12 protein-coding genes are annotated in these 12,289 nt (G+C 71.9%); 5 read left to right on the forward strand and 7 right to left on the reverse strand.

Features of this window, described 5'->3' with window-relative positions; translation table 11 throughout:
* Positions 1–20 precede the first annotated feature (20 nt).
* Positions 21–1,247: a hypothetical protein gene (locus tag FKD65_RS46710; RefSeq protein ID WP_368367149.1), complete on the forward strand. Its 1,227-nt coding sequence runs from the start codon at positions 21–23 to the stop codon at positions 1,245–1,247.
* Between the two features lie 48 nt (positions 1,248–1,295).
* Here the strand turns inward: FKD65_RS46710 and FKD65_RS32295 are convergent, their stop codons facing one another.
* Positions 1,296–2,843: an ATP-dependent DNA ligase gene (locus tag FKD65_RS32295; RefSeq protein ID WP_141581948.1), complete on the reverse strand. Its 1,548-nt coding sequence runs from the start codon at positions 2,841–2,843 to the stop codon at positions 1,296–1,298.
* 120 nt (positions 2,844–2,963) lie between these two features.
* Between FKD65_RS32295 and FKD65_RS32300 the strand changes: the two genes are divergently transcribed.
* On the forward strand, positions 2,964–3,731 hold the full coding sequence (locus tag FKD65_RS32300; RefSeq protein ID WP_141581950.1) for a hypothetical protein: 768 nt from the start codon (positions 2,964–2,966) through the stop codon (positions 3,729–3,731).
* A gap of 338 nt (positions 3,732–4,069) precedes the next feature.
* Here FKD65_RS32300 and FKD65_RS32305 read toward each other — a convergent pair whose 3' ends face one another.
* Genes FKD65_RS32305 through FKD65_RS32315 form a run of 3 tightly spaced genes read right to left on the reverse strand, consistent with a single transcriptional unit; the run spans position 4,070 to position 7,106 of the window.
* Positions 4,070–5,041, reverse strand: a complete 972-nt coding sequence (locus FKD65_RS32305; protein ID WP_141581952.1) for a diiron oxygenase — start codon at positions 5,039–5,041, stop codon at positions 4,070–4,072.
* A gap of 56 nt (positions 5,042–5,097) precedes the next feature.
* Entirely contained in the window at positions 5,098–5,955 is an 858-nt protein-coding gene (locus tag FKD65_RS32310; protein ID WP_141581954.1) for an SDR family NAD(P)-dependent oxidoreductase, read from the reverse strand.
* Between the two features lie 44 nt (positions 5,956–5,999).
* On the reverse strand, positions 6,000–7,106 hold the full coding sequence (locus FKD65_RS32315) for a ferritin-like domain-containing protein (protein ID WP_141581956.1): 1,107 nt from the start codon (positions 7,104–7,106) through the stop codon (positions 6,000–6,002).
* Positions 7,107–7,249: 143 nt separating this feature from the next.
* Between FKD65_RS32315 and FKD65_RS32320 the strand changes: the two genes are divergently transcribed.
* A complete protein-coding gene (locus FKD65_RS32320) occupies positions 7,250–7,966 on the forward strand; it encodes a TetR/AcrR family transcriptional regulator (protein ID WP_141581958.1) in 717 nt (238 codons plus the stop codon).
* Here the strand turns inward: FKD65_RS32320 and FKD65_RS32325 are convergent.
* The gene (locus FKD65_RS32325; RefSeq protein ID WP_141581960.1) at positions 7,875–8,522 is read right to left on the reverse strand and encodes a TetR/AcrR family transcriptional regulator; all 648 of its coding nucleotides are present in this window, start codon (positions 8,520–8,522) and stop codon (positions 7,875–7,877) included. The two genes, FKD65_RS32320 and FKD65_RS32325, sit on opposite strands and share 92 nt — an antisense overlap.
* Positions 8,523–8,641: 119 nt before the next feature.
* Here FKD65_RS32325 and FKD65_RS32330 point away from each other — a divergent pair, with 119 nt between their 5' ends.
* Together FKD65_RS32330 and FKD65_RS32335 are read left to right on the forward strand one after the other, a co-directional pair.
* A complete protein-coding gene (locus tag FKD65_RS32330; protein WP_141581962.1) occupies positions 8,642–10,105 on the forward strand; it encodes an NAD(P)/FAD-dependent oxidoreductase in 1,464 nt (487 codons plus the stop codon).
* 49 nt (positions 10,106–10,154) lie between these two features.
* Positions 10,155–10,535: a nitroreductase family deazaflavin-dependent oxidoreductase gene (locus tag FKD65_RS32335; protein ID WP_141581964.1), complete on the forward strand. Its 381-nt coding sequence runs from the start codon at positions 10,155–10,157 to the stop codon at positions 10,533–10,535.
* A 217-nt stretch (positions 10,536–10,752) separates the two neighbouring features.
* On the opposite strand, the gene FKD65_RS32340 is transcribed toward FKD65_RS32335, so the two are convergent.
* Together FKD65_RS32340 and FKD65_RS32345 are read right to left on the reverse strand one after the other, a co-directional pair.
* Positions 10,753–11,397 (reverse strand): TetR/AcrR family transcriptional regulator, encoded by a 645-nt coding sequence (locus FKD65_RS32340; protein WP_141581966.1) that lies wholly within the window; start codon positions 11,395–11,397, stop codon positions 10,753–10,755.
* An 80-nt stretch (positions 11,398–11,477) separates the two neighbouring features.
* Positions 11,478–12,266: an NAD(P)-dependent oxidoreductase gene (locus tag FKD65_RS32345; protein ID WP_205718308.1), complete on the reverse strand. Its 789-nt coding sequence runs from the start codon at positions 12,264–12,266 to the stop codon at positions 11,478–11,480.
* Between the last annotated feature and the right edge of the window lie 23 nt (positions 12,267–12,289).

The raw sequence follows: 12,289 nt of genomic DNA on the forward strand, positions 1-12,289 counted from the left end.
ATTGAGATGGCGGGGGGCAGATGATCGAGATGTTCGACGAACGCATCGTGGCGACCGGGCGGCTACCGCTGTTCGGTTTCTTCGTCGCGTTCATGGTCACTTTCGTGCTGACGCGGGTGAACGTCCGGCTGATCCGCGCCAACGTGCGCTGGTGGTTCCGGAACGTGGCGGTCGGCGACGTGCACATCCACCACGTCGTGTTCGGCGTCGTGCTGATGCTGCTGGGCGGGGTGGCGAGCCTCGCCATACCGGACGCCTACGTCGGCCTCGACCTCGCGGCGGCGGTGGTCTTCGGGATGGGCTCCGCTCTCGTCCTGGACGAGTTCGCGCTGATCCTGCACCTCAGCGACGTCTACTGGACGGAGAAGGGCCGGGCGTCCGTCGACGCCGTGTTCGTCGCCATGGCGGTGACCGGGCTGCTCCTGCTCGGCATCCGCCCCCTCGGCTACGAGGGCATCGCGCCCGACCCGGGCACCGGGCTGATCACCCGCGTCTACGTCGCCTCCCTCGCCGTCAACCTCGTCCTCGCCGTGATCACGCTGCTCAAGGGCAAGATCTGGACGGGCCTGCTCGGGCTGTTCCTGCCCGCACTGCTGATCTTCGGGGCGATCCGGGTGGCGCGGCCCGGCTCGCCCTGGTCGCGCTGGCGCTACGACCCGGACTCGCGCCGGTACCAGCGGGCCGTCCGGCGCGAGAAGAGGCTCAGGCGGCCGCTGATCCAGGCCAAGATCTGGGTGCAGGAGTTCATCGCCGGCCGGCACGACCTCATCCCGCCCGAACTGCTGCAGCGCCGCGCCGACGCCGCCGAGCGGGCCCGCCGCCGCAGGCTGGCCCGCGCCGCCGCCCGCGCCGAGCGCCGGGCGGAGCGCCGGGCCGAACGCGGCAGGGCGCGCCGGGCCGAGCGCCGGGCGGCGCGCCGCGCGGCCGTCCGGGCCGAGCGGGCCGAGCGGGAGGCCGCGGCCCGAGCCGGGCGCGGCGAGCGGGAGGCCGCCGCCCGCGCGGAGCGGGGCGCCGTGGTCCGCGCCCGGCGGGAGGCCGCGGCCAGGGCGCGCCGCCGAGCGCTGCCGCGCGTGCGGGGACGGGCCGGGTCGCGGATCCGTGACCGCGCCGCGTCCGCCCGGCGGGCCGGCGGCCGCGCACGCGGGGAGGAGCAGCCGCCCGGGGGAACCCCGTCGAGGGAGGCGCCGTCGCGGAGTGCGTCGCCCGGCGAGGCGCCGCCCGCGGAGACGACCGAGCTCCGCCCCTGACGCCCCCGTTCATTTCCTGATGGGACGCTCCGTCTCCGACCGGACTGCTCAGTCCATGACGGGGGCGACGGCGCGGACGGTTTCGATCGTGTCGGCCTCGCCGGCCGACTTGTCGGGGCGGTAGCGCAGGACGCGGGCGAACCGCAGGGCGATGCCGCCGGGGTAGCGGGGGCTGTGCTGGACGCCGTCGAACGCGATCTCCACGACCAGCTCGGGCCGGACGTGCACGGTCCACGAGTCCTCGCGCACGGCCAGTTCGCGGAGCTTCTCGGTCTGCCAGGCGAGCAGTTCGTCGGTGAGCCCCTTGAACGTCTTGCCGAGCATGACGAAACCGCCGGTCTCGGGGTCGCGGGCGCCCAGGTGCAGGTTGGACAGCAGGCCCTGCCTGCGGCCGTGCCCCCACTCGACGGCGAGGACGACGAGGTCGAGGGTGTGCCGGGGCTTGACCTTGATCCACCCGGCGCCGCGCCGCCCGGCCGTGTACGGGGTGTCGAGGGCCTTGACCACGACGCCCTCGTGGCCCCGCGCGACCGCCTCGTCGAAGACCTCCTTGGCCCGCCCCGGGTCGCCGGTGACCACCCGGGGCATCCGCAGCTCCTCGGGGACGACCCGCGCGAGAGCCTCGTACCGCTCGGCGCCGGGCGCGTCGAGCAGGTCCTCGCCGGGCGTGCCCGCCTCGTCCTCCACGAGGTGCAGCACGTCGAACAGGAAGACGGCCAGCGGCACGGGCTCGGTGTCCTTCGCCGTGCGGGTCGCGGTGCGGGCGGAGGTGACCTGGAACGGGTGGGGGCGGCCGTCCGGACGCAGGGCGATCAGCTCCCCGTCGAACACCGCCGCGCGGACGGGCAGCCCCCGTACCGCCTCCACCACCTCGGGCAGCCGGGAGGTGATCTCGTCCAGCGTCCGGGTGAACACCCGGACCTCGCCGCCGGACACGTGCACCTGCGCGCGGATGCCGTCGAGCTTCCACTCGACGGCCGCCTCGGCCTTGAGCTTGGCGAACGCCTCGTCGACCGACGGCGCGGCGGCGGCCAGCATCGGCTTGACCGGGCGCCCGACCTCCAGCGTGAACCCGCGCAGCCCGTCGACGCCCTCGGCGAGGGCGGTCGTCGCGACCGGGCCGAGCGATCCGCGCAGCATGAACGCGCGCCGGACCTCGGCGGAGGGCACCCCGGCCGCCGACGCGATCGCCTCGGCCATCACGCCGTCCAGCGCGCCCTGCCGCAGCTCGCCCGCCAGCAGCCGGACGAGGAAGTCCTGCTCGGCGGCGGTGGCGCGGCCGAACAGGGCCGCGAGCAGCTCGCGCCGCCGCGCGACCGAGCCGGGCCCGGACACGGCGCCGATCTCGCCGAACGCCGCGTCCACCTCGGGGACGGTCAGGACCGGCCCGGCGGCGGGCGGCGGCAGGTCGCGCAGTGCGGCGTAGCCCACCCCGATCTGGCGTTGCGGCAGCTCACCGGACAGGTAGGCGACCACGGTCGCGGCCTCGCCCGGATCGGCCGCGCGCAGGCACTCCGCGAGCGCGGATACCTTGGCCTTGCGGCCCGAGGTGCCCGCGACCGCCTCCGAGGTCCGCGCGATGTCCCCTATCAGCATCCCCTCATTGTGACCACCGGGCCTGACAGTCGGCACCGCCCGGGGGCCTGGTCAGGTGCCGCGCCCCCGGATTACGTTGGCGGGGCGGGTCGATCGACGAGACGGAGTGAGGAGCGCGGCGTGGGCCTTCAGCGTCCGGTCGAACCGTTCCACCGGCCGTACTCCGGGCCGGAGCCGCCGGCCCCGGCGCGCCGGCCGCGGAGGCTGATCGCGCTGCTGGCGGCGGTCGTGGCGCTCGCGGCCGCGGCGGTCGCGGTCGTCCTGGTCCTGTCCGGGCAGCGTGAGGACCAGGCGGCCCCCCGCCGGACGCCGCAGGGTACGACGCCGCCGCAGGGCCGGTCGCAGCCGCCCGCGAGCGGCCCCTCCGCCTCGCCCGCCCCCGCACAGCAGGTGATCACCGTGCTCCCGGCGCCCTGCGGGACGGTCGCGGCGGGCACGGTCGAGCGGGCCGTCCCGAAGGCGACGCGGCGGCAGAGCGCGAACTCGACGCTCACCACGTGCACGTACTCCTCGACCGGATCGGCGTTCCGCTGGCTGCGCGTGGAGGCGCACCTGTACGCGCCGGGCGACACCGCGACGCCCGTGCAGGACGCCGAGGGCTACTACGACGCCCAGTGGGCCCAGGCGCACGACGCCCCGCTCGTGCGGACCGTCACGCTGGAGCGCCAGCGGGGCATCGGCGACGAGGCCTACCGCTGGTTCAAGACCGACGAGGGGCAGCCGACCGTGGTCGGGCAGGTCACGGCCCGCGTCCGCAACGCGGTCTTCACGGTGAGCTACAGCGAGCAGGCGCCGCGCGGCGGGCGGCCGGACGCGCGGGAGCGGCCCTGCCTCGACACCGCCGCCGCCGTCGCCCGCGAAGTGCTGGCCGCACTAAATCATTTCTGACCTGAATCGGCCGATCATGGCATCACCTCTGTCAATACCTTCTAGGGTGAAGCGTTAAAGGGGAGGGGTGCGCCGATCGAGCTCCCGCGCCAGTCGTAGATCGGTGCACCGTATTACTGGGGGGAGGGAGGCAGACGACGTGACCATGCCATCGCTGGGAGTGTCCTGGGTGCGGTGAAACCCAGGGCCAACAGCCCGTATCCGCAGACGGGCCGCGGAGTGGTCCCCGCTCCGCGGCCCTTTCTTGTGCCCGATACAGGACCACTGGAACGCTATTCGCGAACCATTTTCTAATAACCGGTTCGGTTGCTGGGACGAATGGCCGCCCGGTGGTGCGTTCATGCCTCCAGCAGGCCTGCCCGCAGCCAGACTTCGCGCGCCCGGCCGTCCAGGAAACCGACCTCGTCCAAGAACGCGGTGCATTTACGGAACGCCCACGCCATCGTCGCGCGCCGGTGCGGGCTGCGCGCCGCCACCCGCCGCGCCAGCCTCGGGTCGAGCCCGACCGCCGTGTAGCAGGACGGGTGGACGACCTGCGTGGTCATCAGCCGCGTCGCCTGCGCCATCCCGTAGGCCGCCATCCGCCGCCGGACCGCCGGGACCTGCGCGACCAGGCGCTTCAGCTCCTCCCGCGCGTACCTGATGTGCCGGGCCTCCTCGACCACGTGGATCCGGGTGACCTGCCGGATCACCGGCTGGATCTCCTCGTCGGGGAACGTCAGCCGCTGGAACGCGTCGGTGAACTCCTCCACGATCAGCGTCCCGGCGAACATCGGCATCGGGTCGTACACGGCCCCGTACAGCTTGGCGAGGTGGAACTCCAGCGCCCGCGGCCGGTGCGTGCGCAGCCCGCACGTGCGCACCATCCGGCCGAACATCTTCGAGTGGCGGCACTCGTCGGCGATCTCTGTCAGCGCGTACGCCACGTGGTCGCTGTCGTAGCGGTGCCGGTAGGCGTGCATCACCAGCGACTGCATCAGCAGCATCTCCGACCAGATGCCGAACGAGGCGATGCTGCACATCTCCCGCTTGGTCAGCTCCACCCGCTGCCGGTGCGTCAGCCCGTCCCAGAGCGGCGTCTCGTAGAGCGAGGCGAGCTGCGGCGGGAGGTAGAACATGTCGGGGTCCTGCGGGGCGTCCCAGTCGACGTCGGTGTCCGGGTCGAAGGAGTGCCTGCGGGACGCGCGCAGCAGCCGCTCGGCGATCACCTCCCGATGGGTCAGCTCCAGCGTGTGGTCGCCGTCTCCGCAGCGGATCCGGGCCGTCCAGTTCCGCGGACGGCCGTCGCTCACGAGGGCATCGGGGGGCATCGATCCTTCTCCTCTCACCGCGGGGAGAGTCGGGGGCCGCGCCCGGCGGGCGGGCGCTAACGGGCGGGGATCCTGGCCAGCAGGCGCAGGGAGGCGGGGGAGATCCTGGACAGGGCGTGCAGGAGGTGCCCCTCGGCGTTGACGGGTACGACGGCCTTGTTCTTGACGATGGCGTGGACGACCCGCTCGGCGACCTTCTCCGGCGGGTAGTTGCGCAGCCTGATGGCCCGCTGGCCGCGGCTGCGCAGGCGCGCGCGGGCCTCGTCGTCGCCCTCCAGGTGGATCGCGTTGTCGACGATGCTGGTGCTGACGAAGCCGGGGCAGACGGCCGTCACGCCGATGCGCGAGCCGGCGAGCTCGGCGCGCAGGCACTCGCTGAGCATGAGGACGGCGGCCTTGGTCGTGCAGTAGGCGGGCATCGCGCGCCACGGCGAGAACGCGGCCGCGGACGCGATGTTGACGATGTGCCCGCCGAAGTTCGGCTTGTCGGGCTTGTTGGGCAGCGCGTTCACGCGGTCGCGCATCTGGCGGCCGAACAGGCGGCAGCCGTGGACGACGCCCCAGAGGTTCACGCCGAGGATGCGCTCCCAGTCCTCGACGCCTGTGTCGAGGAAGGAGCCGGTGACCGCGATGCCGGCGTTGTTGACGACGATGTCGGGGACGCGGTGGGTCTCCTTCACCCGCGCGGCGAACTCCTCCATCGCGTCGGCGTCCGCCACGTCCACCCGGTAGGCGCTGCCTCCCGCGCCGAGCGTCTTGGCGAGGGAGACCGTGCGCTCGGCGGAGGGCAGGTCGATGTCCGCCGCGACGACGGTGGCGCCGTTCTCGGCCAGTGCGAGGGCGACGGCCCGGCCGATGCCGCTGCCGGCTCCGGTGACGACGGCGAGCGCTCCGTCGAAGTGCGCGAGGGGCATCCAGACCTCCGAGGTGTGCGGCGGATCGAATGATCTGAACTTACTCAGCCCGCCGCCGCGTCGGCGATGACCCCGTCCACCTCGGCCCTGCGGGCGGCCTCCTCGGCGGCGAACCGCTCGGCGTCGACCGCCTCGGCGATCTCCTCGTCCTGGTGCATGAGGGCGTCGAGGTCGGCCTTGGACATGTCCAGGACGCCCATGTCGTCATAGGCGCGCCGGATGCGGTCGCTCCACAGCCCGATGTCCTTCACGCACGGCACGATGCGGCTGAACAGCAGGCTCTGGAACATCCGCATGTACGGCGAGTTCTCGACCATCTCGTCGACCTCCCGCGCGTCTATGCCGAAGTTCGTCCAGATCTCCCGGCCGCGGATGCGGTCGCGCATCAGGTAGCAGCCCTCGATGACGAACTCCTCGCGCTCGCGGAGCTCGGCGGTCGAGAGCTGCTTGTAGTAGTCGCGCAGCGCCAGCCGCCCGAACGCGACGTGGCGCGCCTCGTCCTGCATGACGTAGGCGAGGATCTGCTTGGGCAGCGGCTTGGTGGTGATGTCGCGGATGACGCCGAACGCCGCGAGCGCGAGGCCCTCGATGAGCACCTGCATGCCGAGGTAGGGCATGTCCCAGCGGGAGTCGGTGAGGGTCTCGTTCAGCAGGTCCTGCAGCTTGGTGTTGATCGGGTAGACCATCCCGACCTTCTCGTGCAGGAACCGCGCGAACAGCTCGACGTGGCGGGCCTCGTCCATCGTCTGGGTGGCGGAGTAGAACTTGGAGTCCAGGTCGGGGACGGACTCCACGATCCGGGCGGCGGTGACCATCGCGCCCTGCTCGCCGTGCATGAACTGGGAGAACTGCCATGACGTGGAGTGCCGCCGCAGCTCGCCGCGCTCCTTCTCCGACAGCCTGTCCCAGTACTTCGTCCCGTAGATGGCGAGGGACTGGTCGGGGACGCCGAGCACGTTGTGCGGGTCGACCTCCAGGTCCCAGTCGATGCGCTTGACCGAGTCCCACTGCTTGTCCTTGCCCTTCTGGTAGAGGGCCAGGAGGCGGTCGCGCCCGTCGTCGTACTCCCAGGTGAACCTGGCGTCGCCGGCCATCGGCACGGACCAGGTCTCGGACGGGACGGGAGCGGTGTAGAGGTCGTGGGTCGACATGGGCGTCCTCCCCGAGCGCGGGCACGAACCGCGCGGTGACACGTGCGGGCACGTACGGCATACGTACGCTGTACGTCGTACGTACAGTGTACGTACCGTGTCATGGGACACTTATCGGTGTCAACGGCGAGGAGGCGCGAGCGATGGCGACGCGTGTGGCGTCCGACACCCCGCGGCCGGGTCTGACCCGCGCGCGCATCGTGGAGGCGGCGGTCGAGCTGATCGAGCGGGAGGGCGCCGACGCGCTGTCGATGCGACGGGTCGCCGCCGAACTGGACGTCGCCGTGATGTCGCTCTACAACCACGTCCCGAACAAGGGCGCGCTGCTGGAGGGCGTGGCCGAACACGTGGTCGCGGGCCTGGAACTGCCCGACGACCCGTCCGAGCCGTGGCAGCAGCGCGCGCGTGCGCTCATCCGCGCGTTCCGGAAGGTCGCCCACGACAAACCGCGCTGCATGTCGATCGTCCTCACCCACAAGGTCGACACCCCGGTCGGGCTGCGGCCGGCCGAGCGCGCCCTCGCGCTCGCCGACGCGGCCGGGTTCGACGGCGAGACGGCCGTGCGCATCATGCGGGCGCTCATCGCCTACGCGCTCGGTGCCCAGATGCGCGAGATCGGCATGGCGAAGATGCTGGGGCACCTCGCCGAGAACGGCGCCGAGTCGTGGACCCGTCTCGACCCGGAGGAGTTCCCGCACGTGCTCGCCTACGGCCCCGCACTCGCCGACGTCGACCCCGAGACCGACTTCGAGTTCGGCCTCGACCTGCTCATCGGGGCGCTGGACGCGCTTCCCCGGCGGGGGCGGGATCGCGAGCAGGAGAGGGGGCGGGATCGGGGACAGGGGCGAGGTAAGGGCTGAGGCCCTTCCAGCAGAAGTCGGTCATGTAGCGGGCCGCGTCCTCCGCCGACACGTCGGGGCGGCTCGTCTGCCACAGCGCCATCCGCTCGCTCGCCCCCATGATGATCTGCGTGTACGCCTCGATCGCCCCGTCCGGGGCCGAGGGGGCGAACGTGCCCAGCACCCCGGCGATCAGCGAGCTCTGCTGCAGGCGCGTCTCGTCGATGGCCTGCACGGCCTCCGGGGTGGCTGCCATCGGCTCGCGCAGCAGCATCGCGAACGACCTGCTGTGCTCGTCGATGAACCGGAAGTAGGCGACCATCCCTCGCCAGAGGATGTCCTCGGGGGTGGTGGCGCCCGCCATCGCCTTCTGGGTGGCGTCGAACAGCTCGGCCTTGGACCGGCTCACGCACGCCACGAGCAGGCCGTCCTTGGAGCCGAAGTACTCGTAGAGCATCGGCTTGGAGACTCCGCAGCGCTCGGCGATCTCGGCCATGGAGGCGGCCTGGTAGCCGCGCTCGCCTAACACCCGCTCCGCCACGTCCAGCATCTGCCGCTCGCGCTCGGCGCGCGACATGCGGCGACGGCGGGGCGGGGGTGTGGCGCCACTCACAGGAGAATCCCCTCTGTTGGACCTACCGTCAGTAACCTACTGCCGGTAACTTACCGGGAGTAGGTTATCCGAGAGGAGAGGTCATGAGCGAGCGCGCCCCGGCGATCGTCATCATCGGCTCAGGGTTCGCCGGCCTCGGCATGGCGATCCGGCTCAAGCAGTCCGGCTTCCACGACTTCGTCGTGCTGGAGAAGAGCGAGGCGCTGGGCGGGACGTGGCACGACAACACCTACCCGGGCTGCGCCTGCGACGTCCCGTCGCACATGTACTCCTTCTCCTTCGAGCTCAACCCGCGCTGGAGCCGGATGTTCGCGCCGCAGCCGGAGATCCGCGCGTACATGGAGCGCACAGCCGACAAGTACCGGGTGCGCGAGCACATCCGCTTCGGCGCGGCGGTCGACTCCATGGAGTACGACGACGACGCCCGCCGCTGGAAGGTGGCGCTCGCCGACGGGACGGTCCTGACCCCGAAGGCCGTCGTGTCCGGCATCGGCGCGCTGCACGTCCCGTCCTACCCCGACCTGCCGGGCGTCGAGCGCTTCCAGGGGACGGCGTTCCACTCCGCCGAGTGGGACCACTCCTACGACCTCACCGGCAAGCGCGTCGCCGTCATCGGCACGGGCGCGTCCGCGATCCAGTTCGTGCCCAAGGTCGCGAAGCGGGCGGACGAGCTCGTCGTCTTCCAGCGGACGCCGCCGTGGATCCAGCCGAAGCCGGACGTGCCGATCCCCGCGCCCGTCCGCGCGCTGTTCGGGAAGGTGCCGGGCGCCGCCCGCGCGTTCCGCGGCGGCATCTACTGGGCGCTGGAGGCCCGCGCGGTCGGCTTCACGATCGACCCGCGGCTGTCGACCCCGCAGGAGAAGATCGCCCGCAGGCACATCGCCAAGCAGGTCCCCGACCCGGAGCTGCGGGCGAAGGTGACGCCGGACTACACGATCGGCTGCAAGCGGATCCTGCTGTCCAACGACTACTATCCGGCGCTCTCGCGTCCCAACGTGGAGGTGGAGACCTCCGGGATCACCGAGGTGCGCGAGAACTCGGTCGTCACCGCCGACGGCCGCGAGTACGGGGTCGACTGCATCATCTACGGCACCGGCTTCAAGGTGACCGACGCCCTCACCGACCTGCGCGTCACCGGCCGGGACGGCGTCAAGCTCCAGGAGATCTGGGCGGACGGCATCGAGGCGCACCGCGGCACCACGATCCCCGGCCTGCCGAACTTCTTCATGCTGCTCGGCCCCAACACCGGACTCGGCCACAACTCCGTCGTCTTCATGATCGAGGTGCAGATCCAGCACGTGCTGGACTGCCTGCGTCTGATGCAGGAGGCGGGCGCCGACGCCATCGAGCCGAAGCCGGCGGCCGCGCGCCGCTTCAACGACCGGCTGCAGCGGCGGTTGCGCCGCGCCGTCTGGAACGAGGGCGGCTGCAACAGCTGGTACCTGGACGACCAGGGCGTGAACCGCACCCTCTGGCCCGGCCACACGTTCGAGTTCTGGGCCGGCTCGCGCAAGGCGAAGCCGGAGGAGTTCATCCTCACCCGGTGAACACGACGCCGGGGCATGCTATTCAAAGGGCCGTGCTATTCAGGGGGGCATGGTGAAACCGCTGATGCCGAGATCGGTCGCCCGGTTCAACAAGGTCGTCACGAACCGCGTGCAGGGCGTCTACGCCCCCTACCTCCCGCCCTTCGCGATGATCGTGCACCGCGGGCGCAGGTCGGGCCGCGAGTACCGGACCCCGGTGACGGCGTTCCGCACCGGCGACCGGCTCATCGTCGGGCTGCCGTACGGGCGGGACGCCGACTGGGTCCGCAACCTGCTCGCCGAGGGTCGCGGCGGCGTGGAGCGGCTCGGCCGCATCCGCCGGCTCGCCGACCCGCGCGTGCTGACGGCCGCCGAGGCCGCCGAGCTCCCGCCCCCCGCCCGCATGGCCGCCCGCCACATGGACCTGCTGGTGGCGGAGCTGCAGGACTGACGGGCACCGCAGCGAAGCGAGGATGTCCGTCAGTCCCGTACGGGGGTCTGGGGGTCGCCCCCAGGGGTGGTGCTGACGGGCACCGCAGCGAAGCGAGGATGTCCGTCAGTCCCGTACGGGGGTCTGGGGGTCGCCCCCAGGGGTGGTGCTGACGGGCACCGCAGCGAAGCGAGGATGTGCGTCAGTCCCCCACGCGGGGTCTGGGGCGGGGCTCAGGTCACTTCGGGGCGAAGATCGGGCGGAAGCCCGCGACGAGCTGGCGGATGACCTGGCGCTGCTCGTCCGGGGCGCGGCCGCGCAGGCCGTGGATCGGGTCGAGGCCGTCGTAGTAGGGGGCCAGCGCGAGGAACGGCAGGATCATCATCAGCCAGGTGGCGAGGACCTCCAGGTCGGCGTCCTCGCGGATGGCCCCCTGCGCCTTCCACAGCTCCAGCGTCGGGTGGATGACCAGCAGGTAGTGCTGGTTGGCCGTGTCGCGGACGACCGAGCGGACGCTGTTGTCGAGCTCGAAGTTGGTGGCCGCGGTGACGCCGCGCTCCAGCGGGTGGTCGGACATGTACTCGGTCCAGTCGCACAGGACGTCGACCAGCCACTCGTCGAAGGGCTGGTCGAAGTCGATCCGCTCGATGCGGCGCTCCATCTCCTCGCGGATGCGGCGCGACGTCTCGTCGCACACGAAGGCGAAGAACTCGAGCTTGTCGCTGAAGTACTGGAACAGCGAGCCCTTGGCGATGCCCGCCTCGCGCGCGATCGTGTTGAGGCTGCCGGTCGAGTACCCGTGTTCCCCGAACTCGCGCATCGCCACTTCGAGGACGCGTTCGCGCTTGGCGACGTTGAGGCGGAACCAGGTCGACGTCGGCATGGACCCCTTCGACTTTCCGTCAGGAACCGGTAACCAGGAGGTCAGGATAACGGTCCGCCGCACCCCCTGTGACCCGAACGTCACCCATGTCCCGTCGATCCCTCCAGATGCCGCAGCGTGAACTGGGCGGATGCGAAGTCGCCGCCCTGCGGAACACCGTCGCCGACGAACGTGTCCGGGACTCCGTAGGAGGCGGCGTCGTCGTGCGGGGTGTAGCCGAGCCGGTCGTCGAGCTCCCAGAAGCGGCGCGCGTTGGCCGACACCGCGTAGGCGGCGAGGAACCCCGGCGACGGGACGGTCAGCGCCGCGAGGACGAACCCCGCGCAGTCGCGGTGGCTCAGCCAGGTGGCGAGGTGGCGCGGCTCCGTCGGGTGCAGTTCGAGGCTGCCGATGCGCAGGCACACCACGTCCATGCCGAACTTGTCGGCGTAGAGGCGTCCGAGCGCCTCGACCGCGACCTTGCTGACCCCGTACAGGCCGTCGGGGCGCGGGGGCACGGCGGGCGAGACGGTCTCGGTGGACGGGTAGCAGCCGGTCAGCCGGTTGCTGCTGGCGAGGACGACGCGCGGCACCCCGGCGACGCGCGCGGCCTCCAGGACGCGGTGGGTACCGAGGATGTTGCCCTCGACCAGGTCGGGGAACGGCGCCTCGTCCGGGACGCCGGCCAGGTGGACGACCGCGTCCGCGCCCTCGACGATCCGCGCCGCGTCCGACAGGTCGGTCCGGTGCACGACCTCGTTCGGCGCCTCCACGTGCATCGGCGCGAGATCGGCCAGCACCAGCCGCTCCGCCTCGTCGCGCAGCGGCGCCCGCAGCGCGGTGCCGACCCGTCCGGCGGCGCCCGTCAGCACGATCGTCCCAAGAGTCATGCGCACATTCTCCCGCTTCGCGG

Origin of the sequence: Actinomadura sp. WMMA1423, assembly GCF_006547145.1 — a bacterium.
Lineage (GTDB): Bacteria > Actinomycetota > Actinomycetes > Streptosporangiales > Streptosporangiaceae > Spirillospora.

Coding starts and splice junctions, on each gene's coding strand:
- FKD65_RS46710 (WP_368367149.1), top strand. CDS start 21: ATGATCGAGATGTTCGACGAACGCATCGTGGCGACCGGGCGGCTACCG.
- FKD65_RS32295 (WP_141581948.1), bottom strand. CDS start 2,843: ATGCTGATAGGGGACATCGCGCGGACCTCGGAGGCGGTCGCGGGCACC.
- FKD65_RS32305 (WP_141581952.1), bottom strand. CDS start 5,041: ATGCCCCCCGATGCCCTCGTGAGCGACGGCCGTCCGCGGAACTGGACG.
- FKD65_RS32310 (WP_141581954.1), bottom strand. CDS start 5,955: ATGCCCCTCGCGCACTTCGACGGAGCGCTCGCCGTCGTCACCGGAGCC.
- FKD65_RS32315 (WP_141581956.1), bottom strand. CDS start 7,106: ATGTCGACCCACGACCTCTACACCGCTCCCGTCCCGTCCGAGACCTGG.
- FKD65_RS32320 (WP_141581958.1), top strand. CDS start 7,250: ATGGCGACGCGTGTGGCGTCCGACACCCCGCGGCCGGGTCTGACCCGC.
- FKD65_RS32325 (WP_141581960.1), bottom strand. CDS start 8,522: ATGTCGCGCGCCGAGCGCGAGCGGCAGATGCTGGACGTGGCGGAGCGG.
- FKD65_RS32330 (WP_141581962.1), top strand. CDS start 8,642: ATGAGCGAGCGCGCCCCGGCGATCGTCATCATCGGCTCAGGGTTCGCC.
- FKD65_RS32335 (WP_141581964.1), top strand. CDS start 10,155: ATGGTGAAACCGCTGATGCCGAGATCGGTCGCCCGGTTCAACAAGGTC.
- FKD65_RS32340 (WP_141581966.1), bottom strand. CDS start 11,397: ATGCCGACGTCGACCTGGTTCCGCCTCAACGTCGCCAAGCGCGAACGC.
- FKD65_RS32345 (WP_205718308.1), bottom strand. CDS start 12,266: ATGACTCTTGGGACGATCGTGCTGACGGGCGCCGCCGGACGGGTCGGC.